The sequence below is a fragment of the Cryobacterium sp. PAMC25264 genome (assembly GCF_019443325.1).
Lineage (GTDB): Bacteria > Actinomycetota > Actinomycetes > Actinomycetales > Microbacteriaceae > Cryobacterium.
This window is the reverse complement of record NZ_CP080383.1, coordinates 1,638,901-1,659,593: the sequence shown is the minus strand read 5'-3', so window position 1 is coordinate 1,659,593 and position 20,693 is coordinate 1,638,901. Positions and strand designations below refer to the sequence as shown.

Below are 20,693 nucleotides of genomic sequence, written 5' to 3'. Positions count from 1 at the left end.
CGGGCCGCGCGCCGGGCCTAGGCTGGGTGCATGCGCACAGTCCTCGTCCTGAACGGTCCCAACCTCGGCCGCCTCGGCAGCCGTGAACCGGATGTCTACGGGTCCGCCAACCTCGACGACCTGCGTGCGCTGCTCTCCGCGGCCACCCCTGACGACGTCACCGTGGACCTCCGTCAGACCGACGACGAGGCCGAACTCATCCACTGGCTCTACGAGGCCGTGGACACCGGAACCCCCGTGGTGCTGAACCCCGCCGCGTTCACGCATTACAGCTACGCGTTGCGCGACGCCGCGGCCCTGGTCACCAAGGCGGGGATCCCGCTCGTCGAGGTACACATCTCCAACCCGCACGCCCGCGAAACCTTCCGGCACACGAGCGTGGTCAGCGCCGTGGCCACCGGCGTCATCGCCGGCTTCGGCTTCGATTCCTACCGACTGGCCGTGGACTACATCGTCCGGCTCGGCTGAGCCTGAAGCCACCGGCCGGTTTCGAATCGGCCATTCCCGGCGTGTCGGCTACACTCGTCTGAGGCCTGTGGCCATGCACCTTCCCAATTGAATCGAACGGAACACCTCTTCATGGCATCTACCGCCGACATTCGAAATGGCGTCGTCCTCAACATCGACAAGCAGCTGTGGGCCGTCATCGAGTTCCAGCACGTCAAGCCCGGCAAGGGTGGCGCCTTCGTGCGCACCAAGCTGAAGAACGTCGTCACCGGCAAGACGGTCGACCGCACCTTCAACGCCGGCGCGAAGATCGAGACCGAGAACGTCGACCGCCGCGACTTCCAGTACCTCTACGCGGATGGCGACTCCTACGTCTTCATGGACGTCGCGGACTACGACCAGCTCACCGTGTCCTCCACCGTGGTCGGCGACGCCGCCAACTTCATGCTGGAGAACCAGGCCGTGACTGTCGCGCTGCACGACGGCAACCCGCTCTACGTCGAGCTGCCTGCCTCCGTGACCCTCGAAATCACCTACACCGAGCCGGGCCTGCAGGGCGACCGCTCCACCGGCGGCACCAAGCCCGCCACCGTTGAAACCGGGTACCAGATCCAGGTGCCGCTGTTCCTCGAGCAGGGCACCAAGGTCAAGGTCGACACCCGCACCGGTGACTACCTCGGCCGCGTCAACTAGTGAGCGCCCGAACCAAGGCGCGCAAGCGCGCGATCGACATCCTGTACGCCGCGGACATCCGCCAGTCGACGATTCAGCAGTCGCTGGCGATGGAAGCCGAACGTGCCGCGAGTGAACCCGCCCGCATGGCGTCGTGGCTGTACGCCAGGGACATCGTGGACGGCGTGGTCGACCACCGCGACGAGATCGACGAACTGATCGAGACGTACTCGCAGGGCTGGACGCTCTCGCGGATGCCCACGATCGACCGGGCCATCCTGCGTATCGGCATCTGGGAGATCCTGTACAACGACGCCGTGCCGCACGCCGTCGCGATCGACGAAGCCGTCGAGGCCGCCAAGGTCCTCTCGACGGATGACTCCGCCGGGTTCGTCAACGGACTGCTCGGCCGGATCGCCCAGACGGCTCCGTCCGTTTAGAACCGTCCGTCCAGAAGGCTCGATCGCCCGCGGCGGGAACGGCGGGTGGGTGACGGCACGTCACGTGAAGCGCACTGCCGGACCGGCCGCTATCGCGGCCGGTCCGGACATACGAGGGGAGACCATGACCGAGCACACTGATCCGCAACAGACTGGCGCTGAACGCGCTGCCCAGGCAGACGCCCAAGCCGGGTACACCGGCGGCGGCAATCAACCGGTGACATACCTCGGAGCCTCCTACGTGCCGGCCATCCCGCCCCGCACCAACACCCTCGCCATCGTCTCGCTGGTCACCGGGTTCTGCTGTTCTCTCGCTGCCGTGATCACCGGGCACATCGCCCTGGCCCAGGTGAAGCGCACGGGCGAGGGGGGCCGCAACCTGGCGATCGCCGGACTGGTGCTCGGCTACATCGGAATCGGGATCACGACCCTGATTCTGGTGCTGGCCCTCACCTTCACCGCGCTTTTCAGCACGCTGTTCGGGGTCCTCGGTGGAATCAACGGCAACACCGGCAACACCGGCCCCTCGTCGAGCATCGTCGCCGGACAGGTCGGCGCCGCCTACCTCGATGACGGCTATCTCCTGGTGGGTACCGGCGACACCGTCGTGGACCTCTACATCGACCCGATGTGCCCCTACTGCGGCCAGTTCGACGCCGCGAACGGAGCCACCCTCGCCGCCCTCGTCGACAACGGCGCCATCACGCTGCGCCTGCACGCTCTCACCTTCCTCGACCAGGCATCCGCGGGCAGCGAGTACTCGTCGCGGGCGTCAGCCGCTCTCACGTGCGTGGCCGCGACCAACCCGGATTCGACGCTGGACTATCTCACCGCCCTGTTCGGCGACCAGCCCATCGAGGGAACCACCGGGCTCACCGACGACGAGCTCATCGCCCTGTCCGTGGGCGCGGACTCGATCAGCGATTGCGTCACGAGCGGTCGCTACCTGGCCTGGTCGCAGCAGAACACCGACAACGCCCTGAACGGCCCGATCCCCGGGTCCGACCTGCCCTCGCTGCAGGGCACGCCGACCGCCCTCGTCGACGGGCGTCAGTACCTGGGAGCCATCGACGACCCACAGGCGTTCGCCGACTTCGTTCTCGGCGCCACGTCCTAAGCAACCAGAAGGATCCCGGCAGTCGAACGAGATCTGCGCGGAAATTCCGCACCTCGTCGGTTGTGCTTGTCCTGACCTCGTGGCTCGTCGTGCGGCCGGTGGTCGGAAGGGTGGGTTGTCCGACACGCGCGGTGCCGGCTGTGGGGTTGACCGGGGTCTCGGAGTGAGATCGCTGTCCTTGACGGGGCGTCTCCGTTTCCGGGGTCCGACAACCGGCGGCAGGGGCCGGGGTGGCCCCACCGGGTTGGCGGGGTCGGTGCGGTAGCTGGGTGTGCCGGATGAGGGCCAGACCAGCACCCCGCCATTCTCGTGTCGCACCTGCCAGGTCGAGAGGTATTTGAGACGGTGGTGGGCTTCGCACAGGTAGCGTGCCTGCTCCAACTGCCGATCGATGGTGCGTTCGGCGGTGCGGGTCAGGCACGCGGTCTCACTCAGGATGGTGCGCCGGGCGACCTCGTGGTCTTTCCAGCGGCTGCACTGGGACGCGCGGGCCTGATCGGCCCGGACCTGATCGTCCAGAGTGGGCGACGGTGAGTTCTCACCATCGTCCGGAGCGGGCGGTGGTGCCACCCACACGCATCCGCGACCTGTGAGAAAAGCCCCAGAATTCGGGAGTTTTGGGTGCTTAAGTCACAGTTCGCGGGAGGGGTGGGGCGGGGATGCTAGGGTACATGAGGTATTAAGACCTACTTTAAGAGCCGTCCTGTGAGACGGGAAAGGAGGTTGGTTTGACGGAGCGCACTGTGCTCACCCAGGCTGACATCACCCGCGCGTTGACTCGGATCTCTCACGAGATCCTGGAGTCCAATCGAGGTGCGGAGAACCTGGTCATTCTGGGCATCCCCACCAGGGGAGTCGCCCTGGCCCGGCGAATCGCCGAGACCATCCAACGCATCGAGCCCACCTCCGGAGCCGTGCGGGTCGGTTCGCTCGACGTGACGATGTACCGAGACGACCTCTCTCACACCCGCACCCGCACGCCCTCGCCCACCCAGGTGCCCGGCAGCATCGACGGAGCCACCGTGGTGCTCGTCGACGACGTGCTCTACTCCGGCCGCACCATCCGCGCCGCACTCGACGCCCTCGGCGACCATGGCCGACCCAGTGTGGTGCGCCTCGCGGTCCTCGTGGACCGCGGCCACCGCGAGCTGCCGATCCGCGCCGACTTCGTGGGCAAAAACCTCCCCAGCGCCAGCCACGAACGCATCAATGTGCACGTCACCGAGATCGACGGCGACGAGTTCGTGAGCATCGACAGCGGCAGCGACGGCGGCGACGGTGGCCCTGGCGACAGCGACAGCACCGACACCGGCGCAGCAAGCGACGGGGGCACCCGGTGAAGCACCTGCTCTCCACCAAGGCACTGAGCCGTGACGAGGCCATCGGCCTGCTCGACATCGCCGAGGACATGGCGGATGTGGCCAACCGCGAGGTCAAGAAGCTTCCGACCCTGCGCGGCAAGACCGTGGTCAACCTGTTCTTCGAGGACTCCACCCGCACCCGCATCTCGTTCGAGGCCGCCGCCAAGCGCCTCAGCGCCGACGTGATCAACTTCAGCGCCAAGGGGTCCAGCGTCTCCAAGGGCGAAAGCCTCAAGGACACCGCGCAGACCCTGGCCGCGATGGGCGCCGACGGCGTCGTCATCCGCCACCCCGCCTCCGGCGGCCCGCAGGTGTTGGCCGGCAGCGGCTGGATCGACGCCGGCATCATCAACGCGGGCGACGGCACCCACGAGCACCCCACTCAGGCGCTTCTCGACGCCTTCACCATCCGCCGTCGCCTGCACGGCAGCGCGTCCCGCGGCCGTGGCCTCGACGGCGTCACCGTCACCATCGTCGGCGATATCCTGCACTCCCGCGTCGCCCGCTCCAACCTGTGGCTGCTGAACACCCTGGGCGCCCAGGTCACCTTCATCGCCCCGCCCACGCTGGTGCCGGCGGACACCTCCGCCTGGCCCGCCACCATCGGCTACGACCTGGACGCCGCCATCGATGCCGGCCCCGATGTCGTCATGATGCTGCGCATCCAGGCCGAACGGATGAACGCCGCGTTCTTCCCAAACAGCCGCGAGTACTCCCGCCGCTGGGGCCTGGACGACGAGCGCTTCGCCCGGCTGTCGTCGCATAGCATTGTCATGCACCCCGGACCGATGAACCGCGGCCTGGAGATCTCCTCCGCCGCGGCAGACTCTGAACGGTCCACCGTGCGCGAACAGGTCGCAAACGGGGTCTCCGTGCGCATGGCGGCGTTGTACTTGCTGTTATCGGGCGACCGAGAGGATCACTGAATGTCGAGCGAACGAATGTCCAGCGAACGCTACCTCCTGCGCGGAGCCCAGCTCAGCGACGGAACCAGCACTGACCTGCTGCTGGCCGACGGTGTCATCACCGAAACAGGCCTGGGACTCTCGGATGCCGGTGCGACCGTGATCGACGCCGACGGCCTGATCGCCCTCCCCGGCCTGGTCGACCTGCACACCCACCTCCGTGAACCCGGTTACGAGCAGAGCGAAACCGTGCTCACCGGAAGCCAGGCCGCGGCCATCGGCGGCTTCACGACGGTGTTCGCCATGGCCAACACCTCGCCGGTACAGGACACCGCCGGCGTCGTCGAGCAGGTCCTCGCGCTCGGCGAGCGGGCCGGCTACGTCACCGTGCAGCCCATCGGAGCCGTCACCGTCGGTCTGGCAGGTGACCGACTCGCCGAACTCGGCGCCATGGCGGCCAGCCGCGCCCAGGTGCGCGTCTTCTCCGACGACGGATTCTGCGTCTCCGACCCCCTGCTCATGCGCAGGGCCCTCGAGTACGTCAAGGCCTTCGACGGCGTCGTCGCGCAGCACTCCCAGGAACCGCGCCTCACCGTCGGCGCCCAGATGAACGAGGGTGCCCTGTCCGGCGAGCTCGGACTCACCGGCTGGCCGGCCGTGGCCGAGGAATCGATCATCGCCCGCGACGTGCTGTTGGCCGAACACGTCGGCTCCCGGTTGCACGTCTGCCACGTCTCCACCGCCGGGGCCGTCGACGTGGTGCGCTGGGCCAAGGCCCGGGCATCAACGTCACCGCCGAGGTCACCCCCCACCACCTGCTGCTCACCGAGGAACTGGTCGCCGGTTACGACGCCCGGTACAAGGTCAACCCGCCGCTCCGCCGTCGGGAAGACGTGGACGCGCTGCGCCAGGGCCTGGCCGACGGCACCATCGACATCATCGCCACCGACCACGCACCGCACCCCACCGAGTCCAAGGACTGCGAGTGGGATGCCGCCGCCAACGGGATGGTCGGGCTCGAATCCGCCCTCTCCGTGGCCCACGCCTCCGTGGTCGAGTCGGGCTACCTGAACTGGGCCGATCTGGTCCGGGTATTCTCCACCACGCCGGCGCGCATCGGCCGGATCTCCGGTCACACCGGTCAGCTCACGGTCGGCTCTGCCGCCGAGATCACCCTGTACGACCCGAACGCCCGCCGGGTCTTCGGCCGCGAGAACCTCGTGGGCAAGGGCATCAACTCGCCCTACCTCGAGATGACCCTGCCCGGACAGGTGATGGCGACGTTCCACAACGGCTACGCCACCGTCCTGGATGGTGTGCTCCGTAGCCCGGCCGATGTCCACGCGGCACGGAGCGCGCATGAGTAGCCGCACCGTCGCGACGCTCATCACCGCGCTGGTCCTGGTCGTCGTGCTGCTGCTGATGCTGCGCTCCTGGCGCCGCCGCAGCCGCCGGGATGCCGCCCTGCCCGCCGGCTACCCGCAGCCGGCTGCCAGCAGCCGCGAGCTCGCCTCGGCCGCGGCCCTCTACGTGGCCACGACGCCCAGGGACCAGCCGCTTGAGCGCCTCAACATCCCCGGGCTCGGCTTCCGGGCGCGCGGGGGAGTGTCCGTCACCGAACAGGGCGTGCTCCTCGAGCTCGCGGGCTCTGCGGCACTCTTCATCCCCGCGGATGCCGTTGAGCTCGTCACCCACGCCACCTGGGCCATCGACCGCGCCGTCGAACCCGGCGGGCTGTTGCTGCTCGGCTGGCGGTTGAACCGTACGGACGGCCAGAACGGTCCGGCCGGCACCGCAGCCCCGGACGCCCCCGTCAGCGTCGACAGCTACTTCCGTTTCAGCGACCCCGCCGATCGCACCGCGATCAGCGAGGCCATCACCACTCTCACCGGGCGTGCCACTGGCACCCCCGGCAGTACTGCATTCGGCACCGAAGAAAGTGAGGTGTAGCCCGTGAGCTACCCAACAAACACACCGGCCCCGGCCGTGCTCGTCCTCGAAGATGGCAGCCGCTACGTGGGACGCGCCTACGGCAGCCGTGGCCAGACCCTCGGTGAGATCGTCTTCGCCACCGGCATGACCGGTTACCAGGAGACCCTCACCGACCCGTCCTACGCCGGTCAGATCGTCCTCATGACGGCCCCGCACATCGGCAACACGGGAGCCAACGACGAAGACATGGAGTCCTCCCGCATCTGGGTTTCCGGCTTCGTGGTGCGCGAGCCCGCCCGCACGCCCTCCAACTTCCGCTCCCAGCGCAGCCTCGACACCGACCTCGAGTCCAACGGCGTCGTAGGCATCAGCGGCATCGACACCCGCGCGATCACCCGGCACATCCGGTCACTCGGCGCCATGCGCAGCGGCATCTTCTCGGGCGAGAGCTACGACATCTCCGAGGGCGAACAGCTCGAACTCGTCCGCGGCGGCGCCAGCATGCGCGGCCGCAACCTCTCCGACGAGGTCTCCACCGTCGAGCCCTACTCCCTGCCCGCGCAGGGTGAGCGCATCGGCTCCGTCGCCGTGCTCGACCTCGGCGTGAAGACATCCACCCTCACCTACCTCGCCGAGCGGGGCTTCGAGGTGTTCGTGCTGCCCCAGTCGGTCACCGCCGAGCACGTGCTCTCGCTCAACCCGTCCGCCCTGTTCTTCTCGAACGGCCCCGGCGACCCCGCCGCCAGCGACGCCCACGTCACCCTCCTGCAGGAGGTCCTGCGCGCCGGGGTGCCGTACTTCGGCATCTGCTTCGGCAACCAGCTGCTCGGCCGGGCCCTCGGCTTCAGCACCTACAAGCTGCCCTTCGGCCATCGCGGCATCAACCAGCCGGTGCTCGACAAGGCCACCGGCCGGGTCGAGATCACCTCGCAGAACCACGGCTTCGCCGTGGACATGCCCATCGAGGGCATCAGCGAGTCCCGCACCGGCTTCGGCCGGGTGGAAGTGAGCCACTACAGCCTCAACGACCAGGTCGTCGAGGGCATCAGATGCCTGGACATCCCGGCATTCTCGGTGCAATACCACCCGGAGTCCGCGGCCGGCCCGCACGACGCCAACTATCTTTTCGACAGGTTCAGGGATGTGGTTGTCGCGCACGCGGCCGCCGGAGCAGGAGACGCCAAGTAATGCCCAAGCGCGACGATATCAACAGCGTCCTCGTCATCGGATCCGGCCCGATCGTCATCGGCCAGGCCTGTGAGTTCGACTACTCGGGCACCCAGGCCTGCCGGGTCCTGCGCGAGGAAGGGGTCCGGGTCATCCTGGTCAACTCCAACCCGGCCACCATCATGACCGACCCCGACTTCGCCGACGCGACGTACATCGAGCCGATCACCCCGGAGATCCTCGAGACCATCATCGCCAAGGAACGACCGGATGCGATCCTGCCGACCCTGGGCGGCCAGACGGCCCTCAACGCGGCCATCGCCCTGCACGAGCGCGGCATCCTGGAGAAGTACAACGTCGAACTCATCGGCGCCAGCTTCGAAGCCATCAACAAGGGCGAGGACCGCCAGATCTTCAAGCAACTGGTGCTGGATGCCGGCGCCGACGTGGCCAAGTCCTACATCGCCCACACCGTGGAGGAAGCCGTCGGCTTCGCCGCAGACCTCGGCTACCCGCTTGTGGTGCGCCCGTCCTTCACCATGGGCGGTCTCGGCTCCGGCTTCGCGTACACCGAGGAGGAGCTGCGCCGCATCGTCGGCGATGGCCTGCACCAGAGCCCGACCACCGAGGTGCTCCTTGAGGAGTCGATCCTGGGCTGGAAGGAATACGAGCTCGAGATGATGCGCGACACCGCCGACAACACGGTGGTCGTCTGCTCGATCGAGAACGTCGACCCCGTCGGCGTGCACACCGGCGACTCGATCACCGTCGCCCCGGCCCTCACGCTCACCGACCGTGAGTACCAGAAGCTGCGCGACATCGGCATCGACATCATCCGCGCCGTCGGCGTCGACACCGGTGGCTGCAACATCCAGTTCGCCATCGACCCGGCCAACGGCCGCATCATCGTGATCGAGATGAACCCGCGCGTCTCCCGCTCGTCGGCTCTGGCCAGCAAGGCCACCGGCTTCCCGATCGCCAAGATCGCCGCGAAGCTCGCCCTCGGCTACCGCCTCGACGAGATCCCCAACGACATCACCGGCGTGACCCCGGCCAGTTTCGAGCCCACGCTCGACTACGTGGTCGTCAAGGTGCCCCGGTTCGCGTTCGAGAAGTTCCCCAAGGCCGACCCGCGCCTGACCACCACTATGAAGTCGGTCGGCGAGGCCATGGCCATCGGCCGCAACTACGCCTCCGCCCTGCAGAAGGCCCTCCGCTCGCTCGAGAAGCGCGGCTCCTCCTTCCACTGGGGCGTGGAGAACCGCTCGGTCGAGGAGCTCCTCGAGATCGCCGAGGTCCCCACCGACGGGCGCATCGTCACCGTGCAGCAGGCGCTCCGCAAGGGCGCCACCATCGAGCAGCTCTTCGAGGCCACCAAGATCGACCCGTGGTTCCTCGACCAGATCGTGCTCATCAACGAGATCGCCGACGCCGTCGCCGGCTCGGACACCCTCGACACCGAGATCCTGCGCACAGCCAAGGACCACGGTTTCTCCGACGCCCAGATCGGCGAACTCCGCGGCTTCGGCGAAGCGGATGTGCGCAAGGTCCGGCACATCCTCGGGGTGCGCCCGGTCTTCAAGACCGTCGACACCTGCGCGGGCGAATTCCCCGCCCTCACCCCGTACCACTACTCGAGCTACGACCAGGAGACCGAGGTGATCCCGAGCGACCGCCGCAAGGTGGTCATCCTCGGATCCGGACCGAACCGCATCGGCCAGGGTGTCGAATTCGACTACTCCTGCGTGCACGCGTCCTTCGCCCTCTCCGAGGCCGGCTACGAGACCATCATGATCAACTGCAACCCGGAGACGGTCTCGACCGACTACGACACCAGCGACCGGCTCTACTTCGAGCCGCTCACCCTGGAGGACGTGCTGGAGATCATCCACGCCGAGAGCCAGAGCGGCGAACTCGTGGGCGTCGTCGTGCAGCTCGGCGGTCAGACCGCGCTGGGCTTGGCCAAGGGCCTCGAGGCCGAGGGCATCCCGATCCTGGGCACCTCGCCCACCGCGATCGACCTGGCGGAGGAGCGCGGCCTGTTCAGCGGCATCCTCGCCGACGCGGGCCTGCTCGCTCCCCGCAACGGCACCGCCACCGACTACTCGGGCGCCGTCGTGGTGGCCGAGGAGATCGGCTACCCGGTGCTCGTGCGCCCCAGCTACGTGCTCGGCGGCCGCGGCATGGAGATCATCTACGACAGCGCCAGCCTGGCCGATTACTTCACCCGCATGCAGGGCCAGGGCATCATCGGCCCGTCGCACCCGCTGCTGGTGGACCGCTTCCTCGACGACGCCATCGAGATCGATGTGGACGCCATCTACGACGGTCACGAGCTCTACATCGGCGGCGTGATGGAGCACATCGAAGAGGCCGGCGTGCACTCCGGTGACTCCAGCTGCACCCTGCCGCCCGTCACCCTCGGCCGCGCCGAGATCGACCGGGTCCGCGACGCGACCCTGGCCATCGCCCAGGGCATCGGGGTGCGCGGCCTGCTCAACGTGCAGTTCGCCATCGGCGCCGGTGTGCTCTACGTGCTCGAGGCCAACCCGCGTGCTTCGCGTACGGTGCCCTTCGTCGCCAAGGCCCTCGGCATCACCCTGGCCAAGGCCGCGTCGCTCATCATGGTGGGCACCACCATCGCCGAGCTCAAGGCCAGCGGTCAGCTGCCGCTGATCGACGGCTCGCGGGTGCCGATGGACTCGCCCGTCGCCGTCAAGGAGGCCGTGCTCCCGTTCAACAGGTTCCGTACCCGCGAGGGTCTGATCGTGGATTCCGTGCTCGGCCCGGAGATGCGTTCGACGGGCGAGGTCATGGGTATCGACCGCGACTTCCCGCGGGCCTTCGCCAAGAGCCAGCTGGCCGCGTACGGCGGAATCCCGCTCACCGGCACCGTCTTCGTCTCGGTCTCCGACCGCGACAAGCGCGCCGTGATCCTGCCGATGCTGCGCCTGTCGCAGCTCGGCTATACGATCATGGCCACCGAGGGAACCGCCGAAGTTTTGCAGCGAAACGGAATCGGGGCCACAGTGGTGGCAAAGTTCAGCGAAAAGGCCGATGAGTCCGTGGACACCGTTGTCGACCTGATCCGGCGCGAGGAGGTGCAGATCGTGATCAACACACCCAACGGTCGCACCGCACGCGCCGACGGCTACGAGATCCGGGCGGCCGCCGTGGCCGGCGACCTGCCCCTGTTCACCACGATCGCCGAGCTGAGTGCCGCTGTGGCCTCGATCGATTCCATCCGCACGGGGTTCGACGTCACCAGCCTGCAGGAGTACCACACGAAACGGATGGCTGCCCTGTGACCCCAGCCGACGCCGTGAGCCAGACCGAACCGGCCGTATCCGCCGGTTCCTTCGGAGAACGTCTGAACGGGGCGTTCGGCCGGTTCGGCAGGCTCTGCGTCGGGATCGACCCGCACTCCTGGTTGCTCACCGAGTGGGGCCTGCCCGACACCGCCGCCGGAGCCGAGCGCTTCGGCCGGCTGGTCGTTGAGGCATCCGCCGGCCTGGTGGGCATTGTCAAGCCACAGGTGGCGTTCTACGAGCGGTTCGGCTCCGCCGGCTACCTCGCCCTCGAACGAGTGCTCGGCGACGCACGCGCCGCGGGGCTGCTGGTCATCGCCGACGTCAAACGGGGCGATCTGGGCACCAGTGTTGAGGCCTACGGCCAGGCTTGGCTCAGCCCGGGGTCACCGCTCGAGGCCGACGCGATCACCCTCAGCCCGTACATGGGCGTGGGGTCGCTCGCGAGCACCATCGCCCTGGCCGCGGATGCGAACAAAGGACTGTTCCTGCTCGCGGCGACCTCAAACCCGGAGGCCGCCGCCCTGCAGCAGGCGGTGCTCGCCGGGGGAGCGCAGGCCGGCCGCACCGTGGCCGCCTCCGTGCTGGACCAGGTGCAGGACATCAACTCGGCCGCGACGGGCCCAGCAGGCATGGGTTCGGTCGGAGTGGTGTTCGGCGCCACCGTCGCCCTGGCCGATTTCGGCATCGACATCCACGCCCCGTCCACCGCCGTCACCACTCCGGTGCTCGCCCCGGGCTTCGGCCATCAGGGTGCGAATTCCGCCGATGTGGCGAGTTTGTTTGGCGGATACGCTCAAGGCGTTATCGTGAGTGAATCGCGCAGCGTGTTATCGGCAGGTCCACACCATGTTGCCGACGAGATAACACGCCGAGTAACCGAAGCTGGAGCGACCCGTGGCTGACAATCGCCCTACCCCACCCGACGTCGACCGCGTCGCGGCTTCCCGCGCCGCCGTCGCCGCCCGACGAGCCCGCGCTTTCGTGAAGGCCCAGGTTGCAGCCGGTGAGCGCACCGCGCTCGACGTCCTCGCCGCTGCCGTCAAGGAACCCAACGGTGTCGAGGGTCGGCTGCGCGTCACCGAGCTGCTCGTGAGCATCCCCGCCATCGGGGTGACCAAGATGCAGCGCATCATGACGCGGCTCGAGATCTCCCCGTCCAAGCGCTTGGGCGGCCTCGGCAAGCACCAGCGCGACCGGCTTCGTGACTTCCTCGCAGCCCGGCCCACCACCCGCCGCGGCGCCCCGGACTCCCGCCTGATCGTCCTGGCCGGGCCCACCGCCGTCGGCAAGGGAACAGTGGCTGCCTACATCCGCGAACACCACCCAGAGGTGCACCTGTCGGTGTCGGCCACCACCCGCGCCCCGCGCGCCGGCGAGGTGGAGGGCGTGAGCTACTTCTTCGTGTCGGATACCGAATTCGACCGCATGATCGCCGACGAAGAGCTGCTCGAGTACGCCACAGTGCACAACGCCTACCGGTACGGAACGCCCCGCGGCCCCGTCGAAGCGGCCATCAAGGACGGCAACAGCGTGCTGCTGGAGATCGACATCCAGGGCGCCCGTGCCGTGCGCCGGGCCATGCCGGAGGCCCGACTGGTCTTCCTGCTGCCGCCCAGCTGGGACGAACTCGTGCGCCGCCTGATCGGCCGGGGCACGGAGGATTCCGCCGAACAGAGCCGCCGTCTCGAGACCGCAAAGCTCGAATTGGCCGCTCAGGGCGAGTTCGATTATCGTGTCGTGAACACCGACGTGGCCGAAGCGGCCGAAGAAGTCGTAGACTTGATGAAGATTCGCACGTCAGCGACGCCGTCGTAGCGCCCGCTGCACGTGAATTTCCCGCGTCGACTCGGCGCATCATCGTGGCGAACGCAGGGATTTCCGGCCACGGAACATCCAGCGTGACACCGCGCAGCCCGTACATTTTGCTTGAACTGCATGAAGGAGTGTGACAGCGTGCCCAACAAGCCCACTGGCATCATTGACCCGCCCATCGACGACCTGCTGACCAAGGTCGATTCCAAGTACGCCCTGGTGATCTTCGCGTCCAAGCGCGCCCGCCAGATCAACGACTACTACGCGGACCTGCACGAAGGCAGCCTGTTCGACAACGTCGGACCGCTCGTGGACTCCACCGTCGACGACAAGCCGCTGTCCGTGGCACTGCGCGAAATCAACGAGGACAAGCTCACCTCGAAGCCCATCGTCGAGTAACTCGACGCAGCCTTTCGTAAGCGCGCAGGATGTCGACTGGTCGCACGATCGTCGTCGGGATAACCGGCGGCATCGCTGCCTATAAGGCCGTCAACGTCGTGCGCGCTTTTGTGCTGCTCGGGGACGACGTTCACGTCGTCGCGACCGAGGCGGCGCTGCGCTTCGTCGGCAAGCCGACCCTCGAGGCCATCTCTCGCAACACCGTGCACACCGACCTCTACGAGGGGGTCGCCGAGGTGCGCCACGTGGCCATCGGACAGTCGGCCGACCTCATCGTGATCGCGCCCGCCACGGCCCACAGCATCGCCAAGATCGCCCTCGGCCTGGCCGACGACCTGCTCGGCAATACCATCCTGGCCAGCACCGCCCCGCTCGTGATCGCGCCGGCCATGCACACCGAGATGTGGAACAACCCCGCCACCGTAGCCAACGTGGACACCCTGCGGGAACGCGGCGTCACCATCGTCGGACCGGGCACCGGCCGGCTCACCGGCTCCGATTCCGGCCCTGGCCGGATGGAGGAACCCGAGACCATCGTGGCCGCAGCCCTCGCCGCGCTCGAGGCCCGGACGTCGTCCCGGTCCACAGGGTCGGACGTCGAACTCCCGGTGCAGGACCTCGCCGGCCGCCGCGTGCTGATCAGCGCCGGCGGCACTCGCGAACCGCTCGACCCGGTGCGCTTCCTCGGCAACCGCTCCAGCGGCCGCCAGGGCATCGCCCTGGCGCAGGCCGCCCTGTCGCGCGGTGCCACCGTCACGCTGGTCGCCGCCCACCTCGAGGTCGCCGTGCCGGAGGGCATCCGGGTGCGCACCGTCAGCAGCACCCTCGACCTGCAGCGGGCGATGCAGGATGCCGCCGCCTCCGCCGACCTGATCGTGATGGCCGCCGCCGTGGCCGACTACCGTCCGGCCGAGGTGCGGGCGGACAAGATCAAGAAGGACAGCACGGGGGAGCGGCTGTCGCTGGACCTCGTGCGCAACCCCGATGTGCTCGCCGGCCTCGTCGTCGATCGGCGTCCGGGCCAGGTCATCGTGGGATTCGCCGCCGAGACCGAACCCGACGACGCGCTGCGCCGGGAGCTCGGTCGCAGCAAGATCCAACGGAAGGGCGCGGATCTGCTCGTGCTCAACCGGGTCGGCTGGACCGAGGGTTTCGCCACAGAGGGTAACGCTATCGAGGTGCTCAACGGCGCCGGAGATATAGTGATGGAGGCCTCCGGGACGAAGTTGTCGGTGGCCCACCGTATCCTCGACAGCATCCTGCAGGCCCACGGCGTCTGAGCCGGGGACCCGCAGGTCACAGCCTGTTTTCTTAGAACCGCAGCACCTTTACTCACAGAATTGAGAATCACCCCGATGAGCGATCTTCGCCTCTTCACCTCGGAGTCGGTCACCGAAGGCCACCCGGACAAGATCTGCGACCAGATCTCCGACAGCATCCTCGACGCCCTGCTCACGGAGGACCCGCAGAGCCGGGTCGCCGTCGAGACCCTCGTCACCACGGGCCTCGTACACGTCGCCGGTGAGGTCACCACGGCCGGATACGTCGAGATCCCGTCGATCGTGCGCAAGTGCATCACCGACATCGGATACGACTCGTCCGACGTCTGGTTCGACGGCCGCTCCTGCGGAGTGGAGATCTCCATCGGCGGACAGTCCCCGGATATCGCCCAGGGCGTCGACGACGCCTACGAGAGCCGCGAGCAGGACAGCCTCGACGACTACGACCGCCAGGGCGCCGGTGACCAGGGCATCATGTTCGGGTACGCCACTCGCGAGACCCCTGAGCTCATGCCGATCCCGATCTGGATCGCCCACCGCATGGCGGAGCGCCTCGCCGAGGTGCGGAAGTCCGGCGAACTGGACTACCTGCGCCCGGACGGCAAGACCCAGGTGACCATCGGCTACGACGGCATCGTTCCCCGCACTGTCGAAACCGTCGTTCTCTCCACCCAGCACTCACCGGCCGTGACCACCGAGAAACTGCGCGCCGACATCGCCGAGCTCGTCATCAAGCCGGTCCTCGAGCGCGTCGACCTGGACGCAGGGAGCCTGCGCACCTTGGTGAACCCCACCGGTCGGTTCGAGATCGGCGGCCCGCAGGGCGATGCCGGCCTCACCGGTCGCAAGATCATCATCGACACGTACGGCGGATCCAGCCGGCACGGCGGCGGCGCCTTCAGCGGCAAGGACCCGTCCAAGGTCGACCGCTCAGCCGCCTACGCAATGCGCTGGGTGGCCAAGAACGCCGTGGCGGCCGGCCTGGCCGAACGCCTCGAGATCCAGGTGGCCTACGCCATCGGCACGGCGTCCCCCGTCGGCCTGTACGTGGAGTCGTTCGGCACCGGCGCCCTGCCGGACAAGGAGATCACCGCGGCCATCCGCGAGGTCTTCGACCTCCGCCCGGCCGCCATCATCCACGATCTCGACCTGCTCCGCCCGATCTACGCCCAGACGGCGGCCTACGGCCACTTCGGGCGTGAACTGCCCGACTTCACCTGGGAGCGGCTCGACAGAGTCGATGACCTGAGAAGCGCAGCCGGACTCTGAACCGCAGGGGACGCACTAGCCGAGAACCGAACACGGGAGGCCGCAGATGACTCGCACCGGCCTCATCGCACGGGTGCTGATCGATTCGCCCCTCCCGCAGCTCGACCACCTGTTCGATTATGCGATCCCCGACGAACTCGCCCATCTCGCGCAACCCGGCGTTCGGGTGCGGGTTCCGTTGCGTTCGGCGAACCGGGTGGCCGACGGGTACGTCATCGACCTGATCGACCCGCAGGCCGAGCCGCGGACGTCCCCGTCCGGGCCGGCCACCTCGACGTCCACCCTGGACGGCCTGGCGGCTGACGCGGGATACAGCGGCAAACTGAGCCCGGTCGAATCGATCGTTTCCGCGGTTCCGGTGCTCAGCATTCCGGTCTGGCAACTCGCACGCCGGCTGGCCGACCGCGCCGCAGGCAACGCCAGCGACATCGTGCGGCTCGGTGTCCCGCCGCGTGCCGTGCGAGTGGAGAAGGCCTGGCTGGCCGCGCGAGCGAGCGAAGCCGGTGCCGGGTCACCCGGAACGACGGATACCGCCGAGCTGGCCGAGCCCGGCTTCGCCGAATACCCGCCCGGAACGCTGGGCACCATCGTCGCCGCACGCTTGCGGGTGGCCATCGCCGCCGTGCCCAGCCTGGTGCGGCTGCCCGGCGCCGAGGCGGACGCCGCCGCAGGGGCGACGGACGTGGTGACAGTCGCGGCGACGGACGTGAAGACAAGCGTGAAGAAGAGCGCAGACTCCGGCACCACCGTGGGCACCTGGGCCATCACCATGGCCGAACTGGCCGTGTCGGCTCTTCGGCAGGGCAAGAGCAGCATTCTCGTGACCCCGGACTTCCGCGACCAGGACCAGCTGCAGGCCGCCCTGGCGATGCTGGCGCCCGCGGCGGACGTCGTGCGGGTCGACGCCCGCCAGGCAAACCCGGACCGCTACCGCGGCTTCCTCAGCCTGCTCGAGGGCACTCCACGCATCATCGTGGGCAACCGGTCGGCGGTATACGCCCCCGCTCACGACCTCGGCCTGATCGTGATCTGGGACGACGGCGACCCGCTCTACGGCGAACAGCTCAGCCCGTACGTGCACGCGAGGGACGCGGCCCTGATCCGCAGGGAGGCGGCCGACTGTGCCCTGGTCTTCCTCGGGCATTCGCGCAGCGTGGAGACCGAGCGTTTGATCGAGATCGGCTGGTTGCGTGCCGTTCACCCCGCCAAGGACGTCCATCCCCGGGTGATCCCCACCACCTTCCAGTCCGAGCCCGACGCCCAGGCCAGGGCCGCGCGCATCCCGTCGGCCGCCTGGCTGGCCGCGAAGGAGGCCGTGCGCACCGGACCGGTACTGGTGCAGGTCGCGAGCCCCGGCTACGCCCCGATGCTGGCCTGCCGCTCCTGCGGGCAGTCCGCCCGGTGCACCCAATGCCAGGGCCCGCTGGCGCAGTCCAGCGCCAACGCCACCCCGGCCTGCCGCTGGTGCGGCCACCTGGCCGCCGGCTGGCATTGCTCACACTGCGAGGGAACCCAGCTGCGGGTGGTCACCGTGGGCACCGGCCGCACCGCCGAAGAACTCGGCCGGGCCTTCCCCGGCTCCCGGGTCATCGTCGCCGACGGCGAGCACACCGTGCAGACGATCGGGCCGGAGCCGGCCCTGGTGATCGCCACCCGCGGCGCCGAACCGATTCCCCGCAACGGCTACAGCGCGATCCTCATCCTCGACGGTGAACGGATGCTCGCGCGCGAGTCCCTGCGGGTGGGGGAGGACTGCTTGCGCTGGTGGGCCAACGCCGCCGCCCTGGCCGCCCCCGGCGCCTCGGTCATGCTCGCCGGGGTGGGCGGTTCTCTCGCCCGAGCCCTGAACACCTGGCAGCCCGGCCCGTACGCTGCCGCGGAACTGGCCGACCGCCGGCAGTTGCGTTTCCCACCCGCCGTGCGGGTGGCCTCCGTCACCGGGACCAGCGCGGAGGTGGCCGCAGCCCTCGAATCCCTCGACGACCTGCCCGGACTGGACGTGCTCGGGCCGGTGGCGCACGAACCCGGAAGCACCGGCCCGAGCGCGAGCGGGCCCGCACGTGCGGCCGGTGGGACACCGTCAGTGCGCGCGATCGTGCGTTTCGGCTACCCGTTGGGCGACGAGGTCGCCCGCACGCTCAAGGCCGCGATCGTGCGCAATGCCGCCAGCCGCCGCAAGCCCAAGGGCGCGGCCTTCCGCCCTGCGCCTACACTCAGAGTACGATTCGACGACCCGGAGCTGCTGTAAATGAAACTCGTCTTCGCCGGGACCCCGCAGGTCGCCGTGCCCAGCCTGACCCTCCTGGCCTCGTCAGGCCATGAGATCGCAGCCGTCGTGACCCGAACGGATGCCGCACTGGGCCGCAAGCGTGTGCTCACGCCGTCCCCGGTCGCCGCCGCCGCCGACAGTCTCGGCCTGCCCGTGATCAAGGCCAACCGGCTTGACGCTGCCGCCACGGACACCATCACCGCGCTGGACGCCGACCTGGGCGTGATCGTGGCCTACGGCGGCCTCGTGCGCGAACCACTGCTCTCGGCTCCCCGTCTGGGCTGGATCAACCTGCACTTCTCCCTGCTCCCGCGCTGGCGCGGCGCGGCACCCGTGCAGCGCGCGATCATGGCCGGCGACGCCGAAACCGGTGCTGCCGTGTTCCAGCTTGTCGCCGAACTCGACGCCGGCGCCGTGTTCGCCGAGCTCACCACCCCGATCGGCCGGCACGCGACGGCGGGCACCCTGCTGGAGAACCTGAGCCGCAGCGGCGCCGAGCTCCTCTGCGGTGTGGTCGACGGCCTCGCGGCAGGCACCATCCAGGCCATCGAACAGGTGGGCGAGGTCACCCTCGCCCCCAAGCTCACCCTGGACGACGCCAGGGTCGACTGGGCCCTCGACGCCGATCGGATCCACGCGATCATCCGCGGGGTGACCCCTGAGCCCGGTGCCTTCACGGAGATCGGCGGCGCCCGCCTCAAGCTTCACGATGTGGCTCCGGCGCACGGCCTGCCCCGGCTCGTGCCCGGACACCTCAGCGAAATCGACAAACGAGTCCTCATCGGCACCGGCACGGATCCGCTTGAGCTCATCACCGTTCAACCGGCAGGAAAAACCCCAATGAAAGCAATCGACTGGTGGCGCGGAGTGGCAGCAACCGAGGTGGTCGCCTCATGAGCGCCCAGCGGGACACCACCCGGCCCAACTTCGTCGTCCAGCCGGCCCGCCGGGTCGCGTACGAGGTCATCGCCGCCGTGCGCGAGGACGACGCCTATGCCAACCTGCTGTTACCCACCCGCATCCAGCGCGCCGCCCTCAACACGGCGGATGCCGCCCTGGCGACCGAGCTCACCTACGGCACCCTGCGCATGCAGGGTTTCTACGACCGGGTCATCGCCGAAGCCGCCGGCCGGCCCGTGAGCGCCATCGACCCCGCCATCCTCGATGTGCTGCGACTCGGCGCCCACCAGCTGCTGGCCACGCGCGTGGCCACCCACGCCGCCGTCAACGAGTCCGTCGAACTGGCCAGTCAGGTGGGCTCCCGCTCCGCCACCGGCTTCACCAACGGCGTGCTGCGCGCCATCGCCCGGGTCAGCGCCGACGAATGGCGCCAGCGCATCCTCGCCGACGCCGGGTCTGGCGACGACGCCCTAGCCGTGTTGTACTCGCACCCGGTCTGGGTCGTGCGTGCCTTCCGCCAGGCGCTCAAGCAGGAGGGCCGTGAGCAGGAACTCGAGGAGCTGCTGGCCGCCGACAATGCCGCCCCCGGGTGAATATGGTGGCCCTGCCCGGACTCTCCGGAGCGACTGACGAACTCGGCGAGGCCGACCTGTATTCGCCCACCGGCTTCGTTCTGGCCGGGGGAGACCCCCACCACCTGATGAAGGAGAGCCAGGGGCGCCTGCGGGTGCAGGATGAGGGATCGCAGCTGGCCGCGCTCGCGCTCAGCCGGGCCCGCCCGATCGTGTCGGGGGAGCGCTGGCTCGACCTGTGCGCCGGACCCGGCGGCAAGGCCGCACTGCTGGCCGCCGAAGCCCTCAACGGCGGCGCCAGCCTCGTCGCCAACGAGGTCGTCCCTGCGCGCGCGCAGCTCGTGCGTGCCGCGCTGGCCGCCGTCCCCGCCGACGTCCCTGTCTGGGAGATGGACGGCACTTGGGTGGGCGAGGACCAGCCGGAGGTCTTCGACCGGATCCTGCTCGACGCCCCCTGCACGGGCCTCGGCGCCCTGCGGCGGCGCCCGGAGGCCCGCTGGCGGAAGCTCCCCAAGGACGTCGCCGAACTCTCCGACCTGCAGTCGGCCCTGCTGCACGCGGCCCTCGGCGCCCTCAAGCCCGGCGGCATTCTCGCCTACGTCACCTGCTCGCCGCACGTCGCCGAGACCCGCGGCATCGTGGCCACCGCGCGGAAGGCGTGGGGCGACAAGATCGAGCCTCTCGACACCGCCGCGGTGCTGCAGAGCCTGTCCGAGCATCCGCTCGACCTCGCCGGCGACCCCGGCAGCGTGCAGCTCTGGCCGCACCGCCACGGCACCGACGCCATGTTCATCACCCTGCTGCAGCGCACCGAGGCGTAGGACCGGCCGCTCGGGACGA

The 20,693-nt window shown here is 68.9% G+C and carries 16 protein-coding genes and 2 pseudogenes; all 18 read left to right on the top strand.

Annotated features, from left to right (window positions below):
- Positions 1-30 precede the first annotated feature (30 nt).
- Positions 31-468, top strand: a complete 438-nt coding sequence (gene aroQ, locus KY500_RS07565) for a type II 3-dehydroquinate dehydratase (RefSeq protein ID WP_219902958.1) — start codon at positions 31-33, stop codon at positions 466-468.
- 111 nt (positions 469-579) lie between these two features.
- Positions 580-1,140, top strand: a complete 561-nt coding sequence (gene efp, locus KY500_RS07560; RefSeq protein WP_066595661.1) for an elongation factor P — start codon at positions 580-582, stop codon at positions 1,138-1,140.
- On the top strand, positions 1,140-1,559 hold the full coding sequence (gene nusB / locus KY500_RS07555; protein WP_066595658.1) for a transcription antitermination factor NusB: 420 nt from the start codon (positions 1,140-1,142) through the stop codon (positions 1,557-1,559). Before efp ends, nusB begins: the two co-directional genes overlap by 1 nt.
- A 124-nt stretch (positions 1,560-1,683) precedes the next feature.
- Positions 1,684-2,676: a DUF4190 domain-containing protein gene (locus tag KY500_RS07550; RefSeq protein WP_219902957.1), complete on the top strand. Its 993-nt coding sequence runs from the start codon at positions 1,684-1,686 to the stop codon at positions 2,674-2,676.
- 728 nt (positions 2,677-3,404) lie between these two features.
- On the top strand, positions 3,405-4,016 hold the full coding sequence (gene pyrR, locus KY500_RS07545) for a bifunctional pyr operon transcriptional regulator/uracil phosphoribosyltransferase PyrR (protein WP_219902956.1): 612 nt from the start codon (positions 3,405-3,407) through the stop codon (positions 4,014-4,016).
- A complete protein-coding gene (locus KY500_RS07540; RefSeq protein ID WP_219902955.1) occupies positions 4,013-4,963 on the top strand; it encodes an aspartate carbamoyltransferase catalytic subunit in 951 nt (316 codons plus the stop codon). The genes pyrR and KY500_RS07540 overlap by 4 nt, the downstream gene beginning before the upstream one ends.
- Positions 4,964-6,309, top strand: a pseudogene (locus tag KY500_RS07535) (dihydroorotase).
- Positions 6,302-6,892: a hypothetical protein gene (locus KY500_RS07530; protein ID WP_219902954.1), complete on the top strand. Its 591-nt coding sequence runs from the start codon at positions 6,302-6,304 to the stop codon at positions 6,890-6,892. The pseudogene KY500_RS07535 and the gene KY500_RS07530 overlap by 8 nt, the downstream one beginning before the upstream one ends.
- Positions 6,893-6,895: 3 nt before the next feature.
- Positions 6,896-8,062: a glutamine-hydrolyzing carbamoyl-phosphate synthase small subunit gene (carA, locus tag KY500_RS07525; RefSeq protein ID WP_255579866.1), complete on the top strand. Its 1,167-nt coding sequence runs from the start codon at positions 6,896-6,898 to the stop codon at positions 8,060-8,062.
- The gene (gene carB / locus KY500_RS07520; RefSeq protein ID WP_219902953.1) at positions 8,062-11,349 is read left to right on the top strand and encodes a carbamoyl-phosphate synthase large subunit; all 3,288 of its coding nucleotides are present in this window, start codon (positions 8,062-8,064) and stop codon (positions 11,347-11,349) included. Before carA ends, carB begins: the two co-directional genes overlap by 1 nt.
- Positions 11,346-12,254, top strand: coding sequence for an orotidine-5'-phosphate decarboxylase (pyrF, locus tag KY500_RS07515; RefSeq protein ID WP_255579865.1), 909 nt, complete (start codon positions 11,346-11,348; stop codon positions 12,252-12,254). The genes carB and pyrF overlap by 4 nt, the downstream gene beginning before the upstream one ends.
- Complete coding sequence (gene gmk, locus KY500_RS07510) at positions 12,247-13,167, top strand: guanylate kinase (protein WP_219902952.1); 921 nt, start codon at positions 12,247-12,249, stop codon at positions 13,165-13,167. The genes pyrF and gmk overlap by 8 nt, the downstream gene beginning before the upstream one ends.
- A 138-nt stretch (positions 13,168-13,305) precedes the next feature.
- A complete protein-coding gene (gene rpoZ / locus KY500_RS07505; RefSeq protein WP_066595628.1) occupies positions 13,306-13,563 on the top strand; it encodes a DNA-directed RNA polymerase subunit omega in 258 nt (85 codons plus the stop codon).
- A 29-nt stretch (positions 13,564-13,592) separates the two neighbouring features.
- Complete coding sequence (coaBC, locus tag KY500_RS07500) at positions 13,593-14,843, top strand: bifunctional phosphopantothenoylcysteine decarboxylase/phosphopantothenate--cysteine ligase CoaBC (RefSeq protein WP_219902951.1); 1,251 nt, start codon at positions 13,593-13,595, stop codon at positions 14,841-14,843.
- Between the two features lie 75 nt (positions 14,844-14,918).
- Positions 14,919-16,112, top strand: coding sequence for a methionine adenosyltransferase (gene metK / locus KY500_RS07495; protein ID WP_066595615.1), 1,194 nt, complete (start codon positions 14,919-14,921; stop codon positions 16,110-16,112).
- A gap of 46 nt (positions 16,113-16,158) precedes the next feature.
- Positions 16,159-18,360 carry a primosomal protein N' gene (locus tag KY500_RS07490; RefSeq protein ID WP_219902950.1) on the top strand — a complete coding sequence of 734 codons (2,202 nt, stop codon included), beginning with the start codon at positions 16,159-16,161 and terminating at the stop codon, positions 18,358-18,360.
- Positions 18,361-19,278, top strand: a complete 918-nt coding sequence (gene fmt / locus KY500_RS07485; protein ID WP_219902949.1) for a methionyl-tRNA formyltransferase — start codon at positions 18,361-18,363, stop codon at positions 19,276-19,278.
- Positions 19,275-20,674: pseudogene (locus KY500_RS07480) on the top strand (RsmB/NOP family class I SAM-dependent RNA methyltransferase). Before fmt ends, KY500_RS07480 begins: the two are co-directional and overlap by 4 nt.
- The last annotated feature ends 19 nt before the right edge of the window (positions 20,675-20,693 follow it).